Raw genomic sequence first — 16,859 nt, 5'->3', positions numbered from 1 at the left:
AGACCGCATCAAAGCCTTACCTATCGCTATCCGGTGCCAAGTCTCAGGGCATGAAGTAGCTGATGGCTGGCGGCGGCGTGGCACGGATCGGCACGACTCTGGTGCCGCTGCTTTCTGGACTTTTTGGCTAAACTACGGTATTCTGAAACTGAAAGAAATCAGAATTCGACACAATCCAAAAAAGCCAATGAAAATCAATAGGAATTGCGGTTTATAATCGCAAAACCCATTGATTTTTTTAATGCGCTTGCGGTATCATGGAACCATGGAGGTGGTTCCTATGATAAACAGACCGCTCTACGTCGATAAGATTATGGCATACACCGACACACCTTTTGTAAAAGTGTTGACGGGTGTTCGCCGCTGCGGAAAATCCACAGTTCTAAAAATGATCATGGAGAAGCTGCAACAGGAGCATGGCATTCCGTCTGAGCGAATTGTCAGTATGCGTTTCGATTCCATGGATTATGAGGATATGACAGCGAAGGATATGTTCAAGGCTGTCAAAGAAAAACTCAATCCAACTGGGAGAACGTATCTCTTTCTGGATGAGGTTCAGGAAATTGAAGGCTGGGAGAAAGTAGTAAACTCCCTGGCAACGGATTATGATGTTGACCTTTATGTGACAGGCTCCAATTCCAGAATGATGTCTTCGGAAATAGCGACTTACCTGACCGGACGATATGTTTCCTTCCGTATCTATACGCTTTCGTTTCAGGAATATCTGGAATTCAAAAAGCAGTATACACAGGTAAAGGATATCCATGCTGAACTGGCAGATTATATCCGTTTGGGCGGCTTCCCTGCAACACACCTGCGAGAGTATTCACAGGATGAGGTTTATACGATTGTCCGGGATATCTATAATTCCACGATTTTTTCGGATATCGTAAAGAGAAACCAGATTCGTAAGATTGACCAGCTGGAACGGGTGGTTCGGTACACATTTGCGAATGTTGGAAATTCATTCTCGGCAAAATCAATTTCAGATTATCTGAAATCAGAGCATCGTTCTATCGACAATGAAACGGTGTACAGTTATCTGGAAAAGCTGGAGAAAGCATATCTTCTTCATCGCTGTTCTCGATACGACCTGCGCGGAAAGGAGATTCTGAAAACGCAGGAGAAGTTTTATCTTGCCGATACTGCTTTACGTTACAGTGTGCTGGGCTATACGCCGGACAGTGCAGCCTCCAGTCTGGAAAATGTGGTGTATCTGGAACTTTGCAGACGAGGATATACCGTGATGATTGGAAAAACGCCGGATGGCGAGGTCGATTTTGTGGCGCAGAGGCAGAATGAGCGCTTATATGTGCAGGTCACACAGGAGATTAAATCCGAGAAGACGGAAAAGCGAGAATATGAACGACTGCTGGAAATCCGGGATAACTATCCGAAGTATGTTTTGAGAAGCGATGAATTTGCCGGAGGTAATTACGAAGGCATTAAGAGTATGCACATTGCAGATTTTCTATTGAGCACAGAATATTAACGGTGTGGTCGGCGAGAGCCGCCTTTTTTACATGGCGAGATCGAATTCTTCCCGAACGCGCGGCAGGGGAACTTGTTCATCGGAATGATTCATGGATTCCTATTCATGGGTGTTCCGCAGCACATCCTGACGGATAACATGAAGAGCGTTGTGATCAGGCGGGATCCGCAGGGAAAGCCGATCTGGCAGCATGACTATGAACTCTTCATGGGGAACATAGGCTCCGATACCAGGCGCCTGTGCCGGCATGACGTCACAAAGCGCCCGCTCAGCTGCATGATCGAGTATGGAAAAATCATGAGGAAAGATTCAAGAAGGATTGACGGGAATCTTTTATCATGTTAATATACCAGTGGTACATACCACTGGTATATTAACATTGGAGGATTTTTTATGGAAAACTCTGAAACAAAGAAGAAGATTCGGGAGGTGGGGAAAAGAGAGTTTTTAAAAAAAGGTTTTAAGGAGGCTTCGCTGAATCACATCGTAGCGGAAGCAGGCTTTACAAAGGGAGCGTTTTATGGATATTACGCAGATAAAGCCGCCCTGTTTGAAGATTTGGTTTCTTCGGCAGCAGAAGGTCTGGTGAATCAATTTAAGGCTGCGCAGGAAGCACACTTTGATCTGATTCCGGAAAATCAAGCCGCACAGAGTCGTGAACTTTCCACGCAATATCTGCGGCACTTTTTGGACTATATTTATGAACATTTCGATGCTTTCAAATTGATTCTATGCTGCGCAGATGGAACAAAGTATGAGAATTACATTCACGATCTTGTGGAATTGGATGTGGCTCGCACAGAGCAATATTTTACTGCCTTGCGGAATCGGGGAAGGCTGAAAGGTGATGCCAGCCCGGAATTGCATCACATGATTACCAGCGCCTACTTTACTGCCGTATTTGAAACGGTGGTACATGATATGCCGAGGGAAAAAGCCGTTGGATATATTGAAGAACTTGCTGTGTTTTTCAATTCCGGCTGGGACGGTCTTTTGCGTATGCAGTAGGCTGTCAAAGCGACAATTCAAAGCCCCGGATTTTCGTTTTGGATCGTTGTGATCTTTTAGCTGCGCCCCGGACATTGCCAACGAAAAAGATCAGGAGGATAACTATGAAGACTCCTCAAAAAGTATATAGCAGATTAGAAACAAGAGATTTCATTTCAATAGGAATTTTTTCCTTAATTTACGCTGCGTCTGCATTTGTAATCGGGGGCATTGTCCAGATGACACCTATTACCTTCCCCCTCATGCCGCCCGTTGTGGCACTCTTTAACGGAACAATTTTCATGCTCTATGTTGCAAAAATTCCTAAACGATGGGCATTGACAATTCTCGGTATCATCGGCGGCATTCTGCTTTTTATCACCGGCATGTTCTGGATGATGTCCGTGTTCTTCGTTGTATTTGGATTTCTGGCAGACATCATCTGTGCTTCTGCGCAGTTTAAGTCTTTTCGCAGAAACCTGATGGCTTATTGCGTAATGGCTTTATCTCCTATGGGGGCCTACATCCCCATGGCTGTGATGCCGTCTCAATTTGATGAATTTCTAAAGAATAAGGGCGATTTTGCTGCCTTTTCCGATGTGATTCACTCCATTGCTGCAAATTGCTGGGCAATTCCGCTGATGATACTTGCCACAATCCTGTGTGCCGTGATTGGAGGATTCATTGGGAGAAAACTATTAAGGAAACATTTTGAAAAGGCGGGATGTGTGTAAATGAGATTAGATCCACGAACAAAACTGGGGATTCTTGCTATAACAAGTATTTCCGTATTTTTGAACAGGAGCATTGTGATTGAGTGTCTGCTTGTCTCCATTCCCCTGTTCCTTCTGCTTCTTTCAGGGAATATAAAAAAAGCATTGCGTTACGGGGGTTTGTTTCTGTCGCTGCTCTTTATACAGCTGTTTCTTGTTCGGCATTTTCCGCTCATTATCGGCGGCATTGTTTATATGTTTGCTGTCTACATTCGCAAATTGATTCCTTGCTTTATGTTGGGAACTTATCTGATCAAAACGACAAAGCTCAGCAGCTTTTTGGCGGCCGTCAGCCGATTTCATTTGCCAAAGGGGTTTACCATTGCGCTGTCCATTACCTTACGCTACTTTCCCACTATGAGCGAAGAATGGAATGCGATACGAGATGCCATGGCACTGCGAGGCATCTCTGCCTCAGCAGCCGGTTTGATTGCTCATCCGATAAAGACCATGGAATATATTTATGTCCCGATGCTGGTTTCGGCTTCGCGCATATCGGACGAAATCTCTCAGGCAGCGATTACACGGGGAATCGACCATGCAGGACGACGCAGCTGCCTGGAGGAAACTCGCTTCACTGTATGGGATGCTATTGCGGCTATCGTATATGGGGCGATGGTTGGGATGATGACAGCTGCCCCTTTCATGAAGGTGATGTAAGTGATTCGATTGGAAAATGTATCTTATTCGTATGCCGAAGGTCAGACCGGCTCTTTGCATAATATTACTTTGCATATCAGAAAAGGCGAATGTATCCTGCTGTGCGGTGCATCGGGCTGCGGTAAAACCACGCTGACAAGGCTGATCAATGGACTGATACCACATTTCTTCCCCGGAAAGCTATCGGGAGAAATAAGAGTTGATGGGAGAAATACGATCACTACGGAGATCGCAGCACTGTCCGATATTGTAGGAACGGTATTCCAAAATCCACGCACGCAATTTTTTAACACAGATACCGACAGTGAGCTGGTCTTCGGCTTAGAGAATCGTTCCGTTCCCCGGGAACAGATGAAAGAACGGCTGCGTGAGCTTACGGAGGATCTTCACTTGGAACATTTGCGCGGACGAAGTATTTTCGCATTGTCCGGCGGTGAGAAACAGAAAATCGCTTTTTCGTCTGTCTGTGCTTCTGACCCGAAAATTCTTGTTCTGGACGAGCCTTCTTCTAATTTGGATACAGCAGCGATTGAAGAACTTGCAGAACTGATTGCCAAAGCAAAAAGTGAGGGAAAGACGATTATCATTTCCGAGCATCGCCTATGGTATCTGATGAATTTGGCTGATCGGGTCGTGTTTTTGCGGGATGGAGTGCTGGAAAAAGATTTTCCCACAGCGGATTTTTGTTCACTTCCTTCCGATGAAATCGAAGCTATGGGCTTGCGCTGTCGGGATCTGAAAGAAATCATAGTAAGAGAAAGTCCTGTTAGTTTAACAGAGAACTATCTGGATGTAAAAAATCTCCGTGTGCATCTTGGAAAAGAGTGCATATTGAAGGATCTTTCTTTCTCAGCACGGGGTGGCGAGATTATCGCCATTGCTGGAGCCAATGGAGCAGGAAAAACAACACTTGCCCGTGCTTTATGCGGCCTGCAGAAAGAATCCTCAGGCAGTATCATCCTCGGCGGGGAAAGGTTATCCTCAAAAAAACGGAAGCAATGCTCCTATATGGTCATGCAGGATGTGGGACAGCAGCTATTTACCGACAGTATATGGGAAGAATGCCGGCTTGGTATTCAGAAGCCGGATACGGCGCAGATAGAGTATGCACTCAATTTATTAGGACTTAGCCAATACAAGGATCGACATCCGCTTTCCCTGTCCGGTGGACAAAAGCAGCGCTTGGCAGTTGCGGTCAGCTTGATTTGCAAACGAAAGCTGCTGGTTTTTGATGAGCCTACCAGCGGCCTTGATCTTTCCGGTATGAAGGAGGTAGGAAGGCTGGCGAAAGAGCTGTCACTGCATGGAAGCATTCTATTGATTGTTACCCATGATGTTGAATTTATGAAACACATCTGTTCCCGCATTCTGGTATTGTCGGAGGGGAAAATCACTGCGGATTTGTCCGGGGAAGCGCGGGAAACAGTGGAGCAGATTTTAAGAGGTGAGATATGAATCCATCAAAAAAAGGAACGATTCAGAGATTGCGGGATTTTGCAAAACCATGTAAAGGACTTTTGGCAAGCTCCGTTGCACTAGCTGCTTTAGCTTGCCTTTTGCGGCATCATACCCTATGCTGCAGTATCACAAATCATTTCAAATCTTATGAGAGGGCAGATTCAGCCTGGCCGGATTATGCCTCTCGTATCGCTTGCCCTTTTGGGCTATTTAGCCTCTTTATGGCTGAGCACTTATTCAACCATTCGTTCCCATCGCGCGGCGTTTACCATACTTGCCCATATCCGAAAAGCCATCACGGCAAAGCTCGCTCGTATGCCGATGGGGACAATTAGTGGAGAGGGCGGCACAGAAAGCGAGCTGCCATGATTTTATCCTGTCATTGCCTCGCGGATATGACACATTGGCGGGTGACGGCGGCAGCCACCTTTCCGGCGGCGAACGCCAGCGAATTGCGATAGCGAGAGCGATATTGAAAAACAGTCCGGTGGTGGTTTTGGACGAGGCAACTGCTTTTGCAGATCCGGAAAACGAAGCGGTAATTCAGTCCTCCATTTCTCAGCTTGTGGCGGGAAAAACATTGATCGTGATCGCTCACAGACTATCGACCATTACCGCTGCCGATACGATTTTTGTTCTCAACGAGGGAGCGGTTGACGCACAGGGAACACATCAGGAATTGCTTGCAGAAAGTCATCTTTACCAGGCACTTTGGCAGGCGCATATCGGTACAAAAGACAAGGGAGAGGAGGAAGCATAATGATTGCATTATTCAAGCGTTTATTGATATTTTCAGGAGATCAGAAAGGACTGCTGCTTCGCTCCTTCCTGTTTCATGTAATCAGCTCCGTTTTTGAGATGGTTCCTATTCTGGCGATCCTGACTGTTTTAGAAGAAGTTTTAGCTAAGCAGCAGGGAAAGCTTATCTCAGCTGATACGATAAGGGAATCTTTTGCTATTATGATGGTCAGTATTTTAGGCCGAATTGTGTTTATCAATCTTTCTGCCAATGCCCGCACTTTCGGCAGTTTTTCCGTATGCACAAAAAAGCGCCTCATTATCGGAGAGCGCTTAAAGCATGCACCCATGGGATATTTCAGCGAAAACCGGCTGGGGGATATTACGGCGGCAGTCACAACAACTCTGGGAGATATTGAAAGCAATGCTGTGACGATTATGGAGTCGGTCGCAGGAGGCTTCATTCATGCGATTGTTATCACATCGTGGCTTTTCTTCTACGAACGGCGCATCGGACTCTTATCCCTTGCAGGTCTGCTTGCCGCACTGCTGGTCTATGCCGACATTCAAAAGGTAAGCAAAAAACACTCGCCCCGTCGTCAGGCAGCCCAGGCAGCCCTTGTTACGGCTGTTCTGGAATATGTGCAGGGCATGGGTGTCGTAAAGGCCTTTGGTCTGGATGGGTACGCTGCTCAGACAATGAATCAGTCGATTGAGGAAAGTGCCTCTGCAAATATCAAACTTGAAAAAGCCTTTTCTACGATGACGGGATGGTATCAAACCGTATTTAAGCTGGCACGGGCAGCTGTTTTAGTATTTGCGCCCTATCTTCTTTGGACAGGAGAAATCTCAGCAGAAAAATGTCTTCTTCTGCTGGTTTCCAGTTTTATGATTTATTCTGCCGTGGAAGTGGCCGGAAGTATGTCATCGGTGGCACGGCTTGTGGATGCTTCTTTGGATCGTATGGAAAAGATTATGGCAATTCCATCTCTGGACGAAAATGGATCAAATCTATCCCCCGTACAGCATGATATAGAGGTCCGTCATGTTTCCTTCGGGTACGGAGAAAAAGAAGTGCTTCATGATGTGAGCTTTACGGTACCGGAGGGCAGCTCCTGTGCCATTGTCGGGCCGTCCGGCTCCGGCAAAACAACGCTGTGCAGCTTGCTTGCCCGTTTTTGGGATGTGAACAGCGGTCAAATCTTGCTTGGCGGCCATGATGTGCGTACATATACATCGGACAGTCTCCTGAGGAATTTCTCCATTGTGTTTCAGAATGTTTATCTGTTTGAAGATACGATAGAAAATAATATTCGCTTCGGAAAGGCGGATGCAACAAGGGAAGAGATCATAGAAGCGGCAAAAAAAGCCTGTTGCCACAACTTTATTATGGCATTGCCGGATGGATATGGCACGAAAATCGGAGAGGGAGGAGCCAGTCTCTCCGGGGGTGAAAAGCAGCGAATTTCTATTGCACGAGCCATTTTAAAGGATGCCCGGATCATCATTTTGGATGAGGCTACCGCCAGCGTAGATCCTGAAAATGAACTGGATTTACAAAAAGCCATTTTTGAACTGACACGAGGGAAAACTCTGCTGATGATTGCGCACCGTCTGTCTACGGTGCGTTCGGCAGATCAGATTCTTGTTTTGGATAAGGGGAAAATTGTCCAGCGGGGTACGCATACGGAATTACTTACGCAGGATGGGTTATATAGGCACTTTGTAAATATCAGACAGCAGGCACTTGGCTGGAGATTGGGTGAAGGTGGTGTTTTATGAAAAAGCATAGCAAGTATCTTGCAAATCTTAGACCGGTGCTTTATGAAAAGTTCGATCATGAGAAAGCAGAGCATATCGTGCTAAATGCCGGGAAAATATATGAGCGGCTTTGTTTGGAAAATGGACAGGAGCCAAGAGCATTGCGTATGCACACCAGAAAGAGGATTTATCCGGCAATCGCAGCGTTCCAGGCGATGTTAAAAGAAGATGTAAACAGAAATGATGCAGCTGAAATTCTTTATGGATATTACGAGAAACAAAGCGAGCCGCTTGGGAATATGATTCGTAATATTCTTAAAATTCCATATCTATATAAACTTGTCCCGCGCTTTTTCACGCAAATGACAAAGAAATTTTTTGGGGAGGCGGCTGGATTTCGAGCAAAATGGCTCAGTGCGGATAAGAATGAAATGCGGTTTGATATGTTGGTCTGTCCCTATCAGGATATTTGCGTTCGGTATAGCTGCCCGGAAATTGTCCGAAGCTTCTGTCGGGCGGACGATATTTGTTATGGAGATATGCATGCCGGGCTGCATTGGGGAAGGACAAAGACATTGGGCCTTGGCGCTGACTGCTGTGATTTTCGATTGACAATCAGGCAGGTGCTGTAATGAAAGCTCTTTCCTCTTTAGGAAAAGGTTTTGGACTGTCGGATGCTAAAGCAAGTGGATATGACACAGACGGGATTCGGGCAGGCTCTTTGACAAATAGAAAAAATAAGTTTAAAATAAAGTCTAATTGCATTATAAACTTAAATTGAGGTACTGCCTATGGATTACATTCATCGTTCTCTGGAAAGAAAGTTCCTGAAAATGAGCAGTGCGTTTAAGGCTGTGATGGTGACCGGAGCGAGACAGGTCGGGAAGTCTACGATGCTTAACGCCTTGGCACAGGATAGCGCTCGGGTCTGTGTCTCAATGGATGATGCGGATATCAGGGATCTGGCGCAGAGGGATCCCAAACTCTTCTTTCAGATGTATCAGCCGCCGATCCTTATAGATGAAGTGCAGAAGGCTCCCGCCCTCTTGGAGCAAATCAAATTGCTGTGTGACGAGAGTGACGAAAGAGGTCGTTTCTGGCTGACAGGCTCTCAAAGCAAAAGGCTGATGAAGCAAGCTGGAGACTCTCTTGCCGGGAGGATAGGTATCCTTAAGATGTTCAGCCTGTCGGCGAAGGAGCTTGCGGGAAAAGCGGATGATATCCCGGACGATTATTCTCTTTCGTCGTTTATAAAGAGAAGTCAAAACTATCCGGCGAATAATATTTTGGATGTATATGACCGTATCTGGGCAGGTGGTATGCCGGACATGGTTTCCATGGATGCGGAACTCCGGCGTGCCTACTGGAATTCCTATATTGATGCCTATTTGATGAGGGATGCGGTAGATGATAACGGGATTCATGATACGGAGGGCTTTCGCAGGTTCCTAAGAGCCAGCGCGGCCTTTTCAGGGGAGCTGCTGAACTATAACGACCTGGGCAGCGCGGCGGGAGTATCCGGCGTGACTGCGAAGGAATGGGTCAAGGTCCTTCAGTCCATGGGGATCATCTTTTTGCTCGAACCGTTCTATAATAACGAGCTTAAGCGAATGATCAAGACGCCGAAGCTGTATTTCTGCGACACCGGTTTATGTTCCTTCCTTTCATCCTGGACCAGCCGTGATGCCCTCATGAATGGTGCGGCATCCGGTCATTATCTTGAAAACTATGTCGTCTCAGAGGTGCTCAGAAATGCTTCTTATGGAGAGAAAAGCGTCAATCTGAACTTCTATCGGGACACAAATCAGAAGGAGATCGATCTGATCCTGGAGATGGATGGCAGACTGCATGCGTTTGAGATCAAGCGTGCGGCTTCTCCGGAGAGAAAAATTATCAGAACCTTTTCACTCCTTAAAAAAAGCGGGAGGGAGATCGGGCCGGGAGCCGTCATCTGTATGGCAGAGAGGCCATTCCCTGTCGATGCATCCACTTTCCTGCTTCCGGTAAATCTCCTGTAACAGGAAGAAAAATTTAAAACGAATGCAAAAGATCCGCTGGGGAATAGCTGCGGATCTTTTTGCGAATAAGATCGAGATCAGCCTGTCGAGGAGCGTGGAAAGCCGGTCTTATTCGTTGAATACTTTCGGTCTTTTCCTGAAAAAGGCATCCGTCGGATAATGGGATTCTTGTTGATTTTTCTGTATAAAAGAATCAAATAATACTTCGCCTGAGAAGGGAGGGGAATAAGTTCCCGGGCGAAGCAGAACGGAGGAGAGATATGAAACGAATTCTTGGATTGATTGCGGGCATTTTTCTGATCCTGGGGGGAATTGCCCTTATTCTCCGGAATCCGGCTGATCTGAATTCACTCAGCCTGTATACGGGGCCATTGACCGTGGAGAGCGGGGCGGAGGATCCGGATTTCGACATCAGTGTGGACAGCCCCGTTCTGATTCGCAAGGTAGAGATGTACCAGTATATCGCTGTGGAAAGAGACCGGTATACGATGGATTTTTCGGAGCGCCATGAGAAGAATCTGGGGGCAGAGAAAAATGAGATATTGAAGAACCCGCAGTTTCCAAAGGGCCTTGAATCAGAGCTGTTCTTCGGAAAAGTCCGGATCAAAGATGTGCTTTTGGGCAGGGAATATCTGGAGAAATTCAGTTATCCGAGCTATATCAACTTCTCGGAACAGCCGGAGATATATCCGGTCAATGTGGAGGAGGGCGGCAGCAAGCGCTTCGGTCTGGAGCTGCTGGATCCGTATACCTACGCTACACCCGGAGGCAGGGAGTGGAGTATAGGAGACCTGAAGGTAAGCTGGTATGCGGTAGACGACAACGGCTTTGCCGGAAGCTATACCGTGGTCGGCACAGTCAGAGACGGGGTACTGTCAGAGGGAGATGGCAGCTCTCTGTATTTCTACGACAGGGAGATCAGTAAGGAAGAGCTGAGCAGAGAAAACGAGGAGGGAGATCAGCAGGTGGGGATCGGAATGATCCTCGTCGGACTGCTGCTCAGTGCCTTTTTCATCTATCGCATCAAAACAAGCTGATAAGGATAAGCTGAGTGGAATCTTCTCTCAATCATCATCCGCTTCGACCTCGTCCCGCTCCCTATCGGAATCCTTCTTTTTCTCCTTTCCATCATTCTGCTCCTTATCCTTCTTGTCATCAGCAGCATCATCATTCCGTTCTGAGCCCGGGGGATGAGCCGCTTTGCTCTCATTTCTATCGGCGTCATTCCGCCCCGAGCCCGTGGGATGGGCTGCTTTTCGCTCATTCCCATCGTCGTCATCGTCAGAATCGTCAGAATTATTTGCCTTCCTTTCTGAGCTCTCATCTTTTGAATTATGCTCTGATTTTTTCAGCTGGTCTTTCTCATGATCCTCCAGCTCATCTTTTTCCGGTCGACTTTTCTTATGTTCTTCCCGATCATCATCCTGGTCCGGATCGTCGTCGTTGTCATCATCACTGTCTCGCTCATCCTGATCGAGAAGAGAGTTCAGATCGCCGATGACCTCTCCGCTCTCACCCAGATAATGGGAAATATCGATGCCGGCGGTCTGGCAGGAGCGGATCAGATCGGTCATGGGCATGCCTGCCAGCTCCTTGAGATCCCAGGAAGGCTGGTCCTTTAAAAGCTTCAGGATCAGAGAGGCCTTTCCGGGGGTGATCCCGTAGTGCTCGGAAATCTTTTCCACAGCGTCATCCGGATCCACATTCTGTTCCAGGATGATCCCCTGTCCCAGGAGCGTGCTCAGCGCCTGCTCCGCATCCGCGGAGATTCTCTGTCTTAAGGCCTCTGTTCGCTTTTCATTCCTTCCGCTCACAGAAAGCAGCAGCGTGTTCTGCGCTCGGGACAGATATCCGTGCCGGACCATCGAAGAAAGCAGCGCATTCATTGCCGCATCGATATCCGAATTCTTCAGATTCATCTGATCCAGGAGGATTCTTCCGTCTTCGTTATCCGCCGCCGTATCAAGGACCCGTCCCATACGGTTTACATCGACGGAGACGCTGGGATTGACATCCAGGTAGACGGTTGCGTCCGTCATATGGAAAAGCTGAAACCAGCTGATAAAAACGATGGCAAAGCAAGCTGCGGCGAGAGCTGTCCACCTCATATAACGGCGGAGCGGCCTCTTTCTCTTTTGCTTTGTCCCGTCCAGGAACCAGGCGTCACCGTCGGCTTTTTCCACCGGCTGTTCCCAGAGCTCTTCCGCGTATTTTGGCGTCATGGCGGATGCTGCCCGGCGTATATGGTCGTTGATCTGCCGTTCGCTCAGGCTCTTCATAGCATCCCCTCCAATTCTGAGCGCAGCTTTTCAATACCGCGCTTGTACTTCGATAGTACGGTTGATAAAGGCATATTCATCAATTCGGCGATCTCTCTGTGCTTCATGCCGCTCAGCGCGTGGAGCATGATGATCCTGCAGCTGTCCTCCGGAAGAATGGTAAATGCCTTCTCCAGCGTCATCCTGTCCTCTGCATTTTGGATCCGGTCGAAGCCCGGATCCTGCACCCTGTCCTCCTCCGGAAGCTGCGCGGTATGGGCATGCTGCCGGTACATCATCAGGCAGATATTTCTGGTGATCGTAAGGATCCAGGCCAGAGGCTTTCCCAGCGGCTGATAGAGATGCGCGGCGCTTCTGATCTTTAAAAAGGTATCCTGCATGGCGTCTTCCGAGTCACTGCGGCTTCGCAGAATACTCAGAGCATAGGCAAAGACGGGGGAGGAGCATTTTTCATACAGAGCGAGAAAGGCCGCTTTGTCTCCGGAAGCAATGCGCGGGAACAGAGACTCATCAAGCAAAATCTCAGCCTGCTGAGGCGGTGTCTCGTATACCACTGCTTCGAATATCAGCACGTCTGTCACCTCTTTCCTGTCTGTCAGCCTATCTGTGATTATAAGATGTTCTTCTCTTTTTCCACAAGACCCATAATCACGCTGAGGTTTCCGTTCCGACAGCGGATCTGATCGATCAGTTCCTTTTCTTCCGATGCTTTCCTGAGCTCGACCCGGTAGTTAAGCTCATACATGGTTCCCATATTGGTCGTCCTGACGCGCCGGAAAAAGGCTTTCCTCGTGTAGCGCTGGAAGAGGTCATCGAAAAGTCCGGGATAGTTCAGGTCCTCCGGGATCGTGATCCTGAGCTCCCGCTGCCTGGAAATTCCCTGGCCGTAGGCGCTCCGGTCCAGAATCAGAAGCATTGCTCCCACGATAAGGGTAATGATCACTGCCAGTGAGAGAAAGCCCATACCCAGGGCCAATCCGACGGCCATGGAGAAGAAGAGAAATACGATCTCCCAGGCCGAGCCGGCGGCGCTTCGGAATCGGACCAGGCCGAAGGCGCCGAGAACCGCCACGGAGGTTCCGAGGTTTCCGTTTACGATCATGATGACAGCTGTCATCAAAAACGGCATTGCCGCGATGACCACGGCGAACCTCCCGGGTTCATCATTTGTGATATGATAGATGAGCGATATTACAAGTCCGAGAACGAGTCCCGCTGTCAGAGCCATTGCGACGGACTGTAGCTCAAAGCTTCCCGCATGAAAGATACTGCTTAGCATACCATTTCCCTCCTATCTTCCTGCTCCTTATGAAGCTTCTGTCCTTCATGGAGCTTTTCATAGGGCAGACTTTTCCAGTCTTCGATTCGGTGCAGCATCCATCCCTCCGCATCCCATTGGCCGTGTTCCTTCTTATAGATGTTTCCGTACTTGGAAAACGAAGAGGAATAGATTTTGAGCTCCGCCAGAATTTCCGAAAACCATTTCGGGGCGGCATTTTGGATCTTGCTTTCCATCAGATACCACTTATCCGGGAGGAGGGGCGTTCCGAAGTCGCCGTGCTCCAGCTCGACATTTACCCGCCTGGAACGGATCCGTGCATCAAAGGTGAGCCGAAACTCCGGATCTTCCTTCCCGTAGAGAGCAAGACGATCATAAGCGAGAAACAGCCTGGGCCTCAGTCGATATCTCCGAAGGAAGAAGTCGATTTCCCGAAGGATCTGGCATTCGGCGTCCGGACGGATGCCCAGATTCAGGTAATCATATGCCGTAGATAAGGGGAGCTCAATTCGCCGCTTGTTGACGATGTGTTCGTACTTTTTCTTGATCTCCAGAAATACCCTGCTGTCTTTTCCGGGGACGCCGTAGCTTCTCAGGCGAAGCTTTTCCTTATAGCGCAGATGCTCTATGGACCTTCGGATCAGGAGATCGTCCTCCGTGTCGTAATAAATGTTGCAGATCGTGCTGAGCCCGTACTGGTCAACGGACATCCGCTCCCGCAGCCGCTCGCGAAGCAGACGGTATATCGCTTCCGGGAGCAGGTATTTTTTCTCGTATCGATTAAAAACAAGCTGTGTCATAGAGATCCCTCCTAATGCCTGACCTTCTGATGCAGCTCAAGCTTCAGGCCGTCACTGATCAGGGTGATCTTGCCGTGTCTCGTCTCCAGCACATCCACCCCGTATTTTTTGAGGAGCTCCAGCGTCTTCTTTTCCGCGGGGTGCTTGTCCGAGGAGCAGATCACCGAATATTTCGGGCGGACAGTCTTCAGCAGATCCTCGAGCGCTGTATTATAGATTCCGTGGTGCGGGAACTTGATAAAGTTACATTCCGGAAGCTGAGCTTCCGAGACCAGTTCGTTGATGCGCTCCTTCTCAATATCCCCGGTAAAGAGAAGCCGGTTGCTTCCATGAGTGACTGTCGCAAGCAGAGAAAAATTGTTGTCATACTCGATCGCTCCCTCCGGAATCTCATAGGATTTCGGAGGATCAACTTTTACCAATGCATCGCCGAAGGGGAAGGAAAGGGGAGTATTCACCGGCTCCGGCTCTATGGACGCGCTTTTTAGCGCCGCCATAAAATCCGTGTATTCCGTGCTGCTGCCCGGATAATCCGGTATCAGGACTCTGGCCACCGGAATATTTGCGATCAGCGTGTCGGCTCCTCCCACATGATCCTTGTCATAATGTGTGATGATCAGGACATCGACCAGGGAAATATTCCGATTTTTCAAAAAATCCACCAGCTCCTGTCCGTCATCCTCCTCACCGGTGTCGATCACCATCGCTCTTCCGCCGGATTCCAATACGATAGCGTCCGCCTTCCCGACCTTCAGGAAGGTACCGATTAGAGGAGTGAGCTTTACTCCGCTGTTACGCTGCCGAAATACGAAAAAGGACAGAGCGCCGAGAATGGCGCAAACGAGCAGTACTGATATAAATTGTTTTTCTCTCATACTGTATTCCTCCTTTCACCCTGATAATGCATGAGGCGGGCATTTTATCGCAGTCCTTTGAAAATTTTTCGGCTTCAGACTGTGGGAAGAATAAGATTCGCTTTCGGAGGGAGCCGGAATCCCCGGTGAAGCGTTTTCTGAGGAAAGAAACAGGGGAATTTTAATGCGGTTTTAATTCGCTTCCTTTATAATGAGCTCGGAAAGGGAAAAAACAGTCGATAATATTTTATAAGGGAGGTTTTCTATATGAAACACAGGAGAAAGACATTGGCACTCCTTATGACACTGCTGCCTCTCAGCCTTGCAGCCTGCGGAAACAGGAATCCTTCCGCAGATACAAAGAGCGCGAAGGAAGAGGCTTCCTCTGAGAGCGGTTCCGCCGATGCATCAGACGGGAACGAGGGCAGCAGCTCCGCTGACTTACCGGGGAAGCCCCCTGAGGGAGCTCCTGACGGAAACGGAGGTCCCGGCGGAAGCAGTGCGGATATCAATTATTCCGGGGCAGTGGAAATTACTTCCTCAGACGAGCAGAGCGATCGGAGCTATACCAGCACTGCGGCCGATGAAAGTGCGCTGCTGATTTCCACGGCGGATGCGGTCTCGATCACAAATCCGACGGTCACGAAATCCGGAGATTCCGACGGCGGTGATAACTGCAACTTCTATGGATTAAACGCGGCAGTGCTTGTAAAAGACGGGGGCAGCAGTACTATCACGGGCGGCACGATTACATCAGATGCCTCCGGCGCAAATGGAGCTTTCTGCTATGGTGGAAACAGCGGCCAAAACGGGGCGAGCGGGGACGGCACGAAGCTGACGATTCGAGATACCAAGATTGTCACGAGCGGGAGCGGCTCCGGCGGCATCATGACGACAGGAGGCGGAATCACCGATGCCTATAATCTGGACGTGACGACTTCCGGCCAGTCCTCGGCGGCGATCCGGAGCGACCGGGGAGGCGGTACGGTCACAGTGGACGGCGGCAGCTATACCTCAAATGGACTGGGATCTCCGGCGATTTACTCCACAGCAGATATCACTGTCTCTAATGCAGCGCTGAATTCGAATCTCTCCGAGGGCGTGTGCATTGAAGGATTGAACTCCGTCACTTTGAATAACTGCAGCCTGACGGCCAATAATACGAAACGAAACGGCAACGCCACCTTCCTGGATACGATCATGATCTATCAGTCCATGTCGGGTGACGCTGCCAGCGGCACCAGCCGCTTCACAATGAGCGGCGGCAGTCTGAACAGTAAGAGCGGTCATGTCTTCCATGTGACCAACACCGACGCGGTCATCACGCTGGAAGGGGTGGAGATCGTCAATGAGGACGCGGATAAGATCCTGCTCTCTGTCTGCGCGGACGGCTGGAGCGGCGGCGGCAATATCGCTGAATTGAAGGGAATTTCCCAAAAGCTCAGCGGCGCAGTCAAGGTCGGGAGCGATTCCAGCCTCAAGCTGGAACTGACGAATGATTCCAGCTTTACGGGCAGTATTGACGGAAGCATTAAAAACGAAAAGGGAGAGAGCGTTTCCACTGATGTCGGAACAGTCAGTGTGACATTGGACAGCGGCAGCAGCTGGACGCTTAGCGCAGACAGTTATGTGACGGAATTCAGCGGAAGCGCAGCCAACGTTATCAGCAACGGCCATACTTTGTACGTCAACGGCACGGCGCTGACAGGGACGAACTGAGAGGGCATAACGCGATGAAAAAAACGACAGTACTTCCACTG

General features: G+C 48.9%; 15 protein-coding genes and 2 pseudogenes. 12 read left to right on the top strand and 5 right to left on the bottom strand.

All coding sequences use genetic code 11. The annotated features are described in order from the left end of the window. From HMPREF1986_RS13470 to HMPREF1986_RS01770, 11 genes and pseudogenes are all read left to right on the top strand, one after another. A pseudogene (locus HMPREF1986_RS13470) lies at positions 1-131 on the top strand (Maff2 family mobile element protein); the annotation flags it as partial. A gap of 149 nt (positions 132-280) precedes the next feature. Next, positions 281-1,492: an ATP-binding protein gene (locus HMPREF1986_RS01820; protein ID WP_036598764.1), complete on the top strand. Its 1,212-nt coding sequence runs from the start codon at positions 281-283 to the stop codon at positions 1,490-1,492. A 393-nt stretch (positions 1,493-1,885) separates the two neighbouring features. Next, on the top strand, positions 1,886-2,500 hold the full coding sequence (locus HMPREF1986_RS01810) for a TetR/AcrR family transcriptional regulator (protein WP_021773027.1): 615 nt from the start codon (positions 1,886-1,888) through the stop codon (positions 2,498-2,500). A gap of 104 nt (positions 2,501-2,604) precedes the next feature. After that, positions 2,605-3,213: an MptD family putative ECF transporter S component gene (locus tag HMPREF1986_RS01805; RefSeq protein ID WP_021773026.1), complete on the top strand. Its 609-nt coding sequence runs from the start codon at positions 2,605-2,607 to the stop codon at positions 3,211-3,213. After that, positions 3,214-3,912, top strand: a complete 699-nt coding sequence (locus tag HMPREF1986_RS01800; protein ID WP_021773025.1) for an energy-coupling factor transporter transmembrane component T — start codon at positions 3,214-3,216, stop codon at positions 3,910-3,912. Next, complete coding sequence (locus HMPREF1986_RS01795) at positions 3,913-5,367, top strand: ABC transporter ATP-binding protein (RefSeq protein WP_021773024.1); 1,455 nt, start codon at positions 3,913-3,915, stop codon at positions 5,365-5,367. Between the two features lie 337 nt (positions 5,368-5,704). Further along, positions 5,705-6,130 (top strand): annotated as a pseudogene (locus tag HMPREF1986_RS12455) (ATP-binding cassette domain-containing protein); the annotation flags it as partial. Beyond that, positions 6,130-7,890, top strand: a complete 1,761-nt coding sequence (locus tag HMPREF1986_RS01785) for an ABC transporter ATP-binding protein (protein ID WP_021773022.1) — start codon at positions 6,130-6,132, stop codon at positions 7,888-7,890. The pseudogene HMPREF1986_RS12455 and the gene HMPREF1986_RS01785, both read left to right, overlap by 1 nt. Continuing rightward, entirely contained in the window at positions 7,887-8,501 is a 615-nt protein-coding gene (locus tag HMPREF1986_RS01780) for an L-2-amino-thiazoline-4-carboxylic acid hydrolase (protein WP_021773021.1), read from the top strand. Before HMPREF1986_RS01785 ends, HMPREF1986_RS01780 begins: the two co-directional genes overlap by 4 nt. 159 nt (positions 8,502-8,660) lie before the next feature. Beyond that, positions 8,661-9,887 carry an ATP-binding protein gene (locus HMPREF1986_RS01775; RefSeq protein WP_021773019.1) on the top strand — a complete coding sequence of 409 codons (1,227 nt, stop codon included), beginning with the start codon at positions 8,661-8,663 and terminating at the stop codon, positions 9,885-9,887. Positions 9,888-10,147: 260 nt separating this feature from the next. Further along, a complete protein-coding gene (locus HMPREF1986_RS01770; protein ID WP_021773017.1) occupies positions 10,148-10,924 on the top strand; it encodes a DUF1625 domain-containing protein in 777 nt (258 codons plus the stop codon). A 27-nt stretch (positions 10,925-10,951) separates the two neighbouring features. Here HMPREF1986_RS01770 and HMPREF1986_RS01765 read toward each other — a convergent pair whose 3' ends face one another. The 5 genes from HMPREF1986_RS01765 to HMPREF1986_RS01745 are packed head-to-tail and all read right to left on the bottom strand — an operon-like array spanning position 10,952 to position 15,120. Beyond that, a complete protein-coding gene (locus tag HMPREF1986_RS01765) occupies positions 10,952-12,166 on the bottom strand; it encodes an anti-sigma-I factor RsgI family protein (RefSeq protein WP_021773016.1) in 1,215 nt (404 codons plus the stop codon). Continuing rightward, positions 12,163-12,738 carry an RNA polymerase sigma factor gene (locus HMPREF1986_RS01760; protein WP_036598818.1) on the bottom strand — a complete coding sequence of 192 codons (576 nt, stop codon included), beginning with the start codon at positions 12,736-12,738 and terminating at the stop codon, positions 12,163-12,165. The genes HMPREF1986_RS01765 and HMPREF1986_RS01760 overlap by 4 nt, the downstream gene beginning before the upstream one ends. A gap of 38 nt (positions 12,739-12,776) precedes the next feature. After that, positions 12,777-13,445: a DUF4956 domain-containing protein gene (locus tag HMPREF1986_RS01755; RefSeq protein WP_021773014.1), complete on the bottom strand. Its 669-nt coding sequence runs from the start codon at positions 13,443-13,445 to the stop codon at positions 12,777-12,779. Beyond that, positions 13,439-14,245: a polyphosphate polymerase domain-containing protein gene (locus HMPREF1986_RS01750; protein WP_021773013.1), complete on the bottom strand. Its 807-nt coding sequence runs from the start codon at positions 14,243-14,245 to the stop codon at positions 13,439-13,441. Before HMPREF1986_RS01750 ends, HMPREF1986_RS01755 begins: the two co-directional genes overlap by 7 nt. An 11-nt stretch (positions 14,246-14,256) precedes the next feature. Continuing rightward, positions 14,257-15,120, bottom strand: a complete 864-nt coding sequence (locus HMPREF1986_RS01745) for a ComEC/Rec2 family competence protein (RefSeq protein WP_021773012.1) — start codon at positions 15,118-15,120, stop codon at positions 14,257-14,259. 246 nt (positions 15,121-15,366) lie between these two features. Here HMPREF1986_RS01745 and HMPREF1986_RS01740 point away from each other — a divergent pair, with 246 nt between their 5' ends. Continuing rightward, positions 15,367-16,818, top strand: coding sequence for a hypothetical protein (locus tag HMPREF1986_RS01740; protein WP_021773010.1), 1,452 nt, complete (start codon positions 15,367-15,369; stop codon positions 16,816-16,818). The last annotated feature ends 41 nt before the right edge of the window (positions 16,819-16,859 follow it).

The sequence above is a fragment of the Oribacterium sp. oral taxon 078 str. F0263 genome, from assembly GCF_000469565.1.
In the GTDB taxonomy this organism is placed as follows: domain Bacteria; phylum Bacillota; class Clostridia; order Lachnospirales; family Lachnospiraceae; genus Oribacterium.
The sequence above is the reverse complement of the archived record's forward strand: the minus strand, read 5'-3'. Positions and strand labels throughout refer to the sequence as shown.

Bases quoted from the DNA above. Each gene is read 5' to 3' on its own strand.
- HMPREF1986_RS01810 (WP_021773027.1), top strand. From the start codon at position 1,886: ATGGAAAACTCTGAAACAAAGAAGAAGATTCGGGAGGTGGGGAAAAGA.
- HMPREF1986_RS01800 (WP_021773025.1), top strand. From the start codon at position 3,214: ATGAGATTAGATCCACGAACAAAACTGGGGATTCTTGCTATAACAAGT.
- HMPREF1986_RS01775 (WP_021773019.1), top strand. From the start codon at position 8,661: ATGGATTACATTCATCGTTCTCTGGAAAGAAAGTTCCTGAAAATGAGC.
- HMPREF1986_RS01740 (WP_021773010.1), top strand. From the start codon at position 15,367: ATGAAACACAGGAGAAAGACATTGGCACTCCTTATGACACTGCTGCCT.
- HMPREF1986_RS01755 (WP_021773014.1), bottom strand. From the start codon at position 13,445: ATGCTAAGCAGTATCTTTCATGCGGGAAGCTTTGAGCTACAGTCCGTC.
- HMPREF1986_RS01820 (WP_036598764.1), top strand. From the start codon at position 281: ATGATAAACAGACCGCTCTACGTCGATAAGATTATGGCATACACCGAC.
- HMPREF1986_RS01765 (WP_021773016.1), bottom strand. From the start codon at position 12,166: ATGAAGAGCCTGAGCGAACGGCAGATCAACGACCATATACGCCGGGCA.
- HMPREF1986_RS01770 (WP_021773017.1), top strand. From the start codon at position 10,148: ATGAAACGAATTCTTGGATTGATTGCGGGCATTTTTCTGATCCTGGGG.
- HMPREF1986_RS01780 (WP_021773021.1), top strand. From the start codon at position 7,887: ATGAAAAAGCATAGCAAGTATCTTGCAAATCTTAGACCGGTGCTTTAT.
- HMPREF1986_RS01805 (WP_021773026.1), top strand. From the start codon at position 2,605: ATGAAGACTCCTCAAAAAGTATATAGCAGATTAGAAACAAGAGATTTC.
- HMPREF1986_RS01750 (WP_021773013.1), bottom strand. From the start codon at position 14,245: ATGACACAGCTTGTTTTTAATCGATACGAGAAAAAATACCTGCTCCCG.
- HMPREF1986_RS01745 (WP_021773012.1), bottom strand. From the start codon at position 15,120: ATGAGAGAAAAACAATTTATATCAGTACTGCTCGTTTGCGCCATTCTC.
- HMPREF1986_RS01785 (WP_021773022.1), top strand. From the start codon at position 6,130: ATGATTGCATTATTCAAGCGTTTATTGATATTTTCAGGAGATCAGAAA.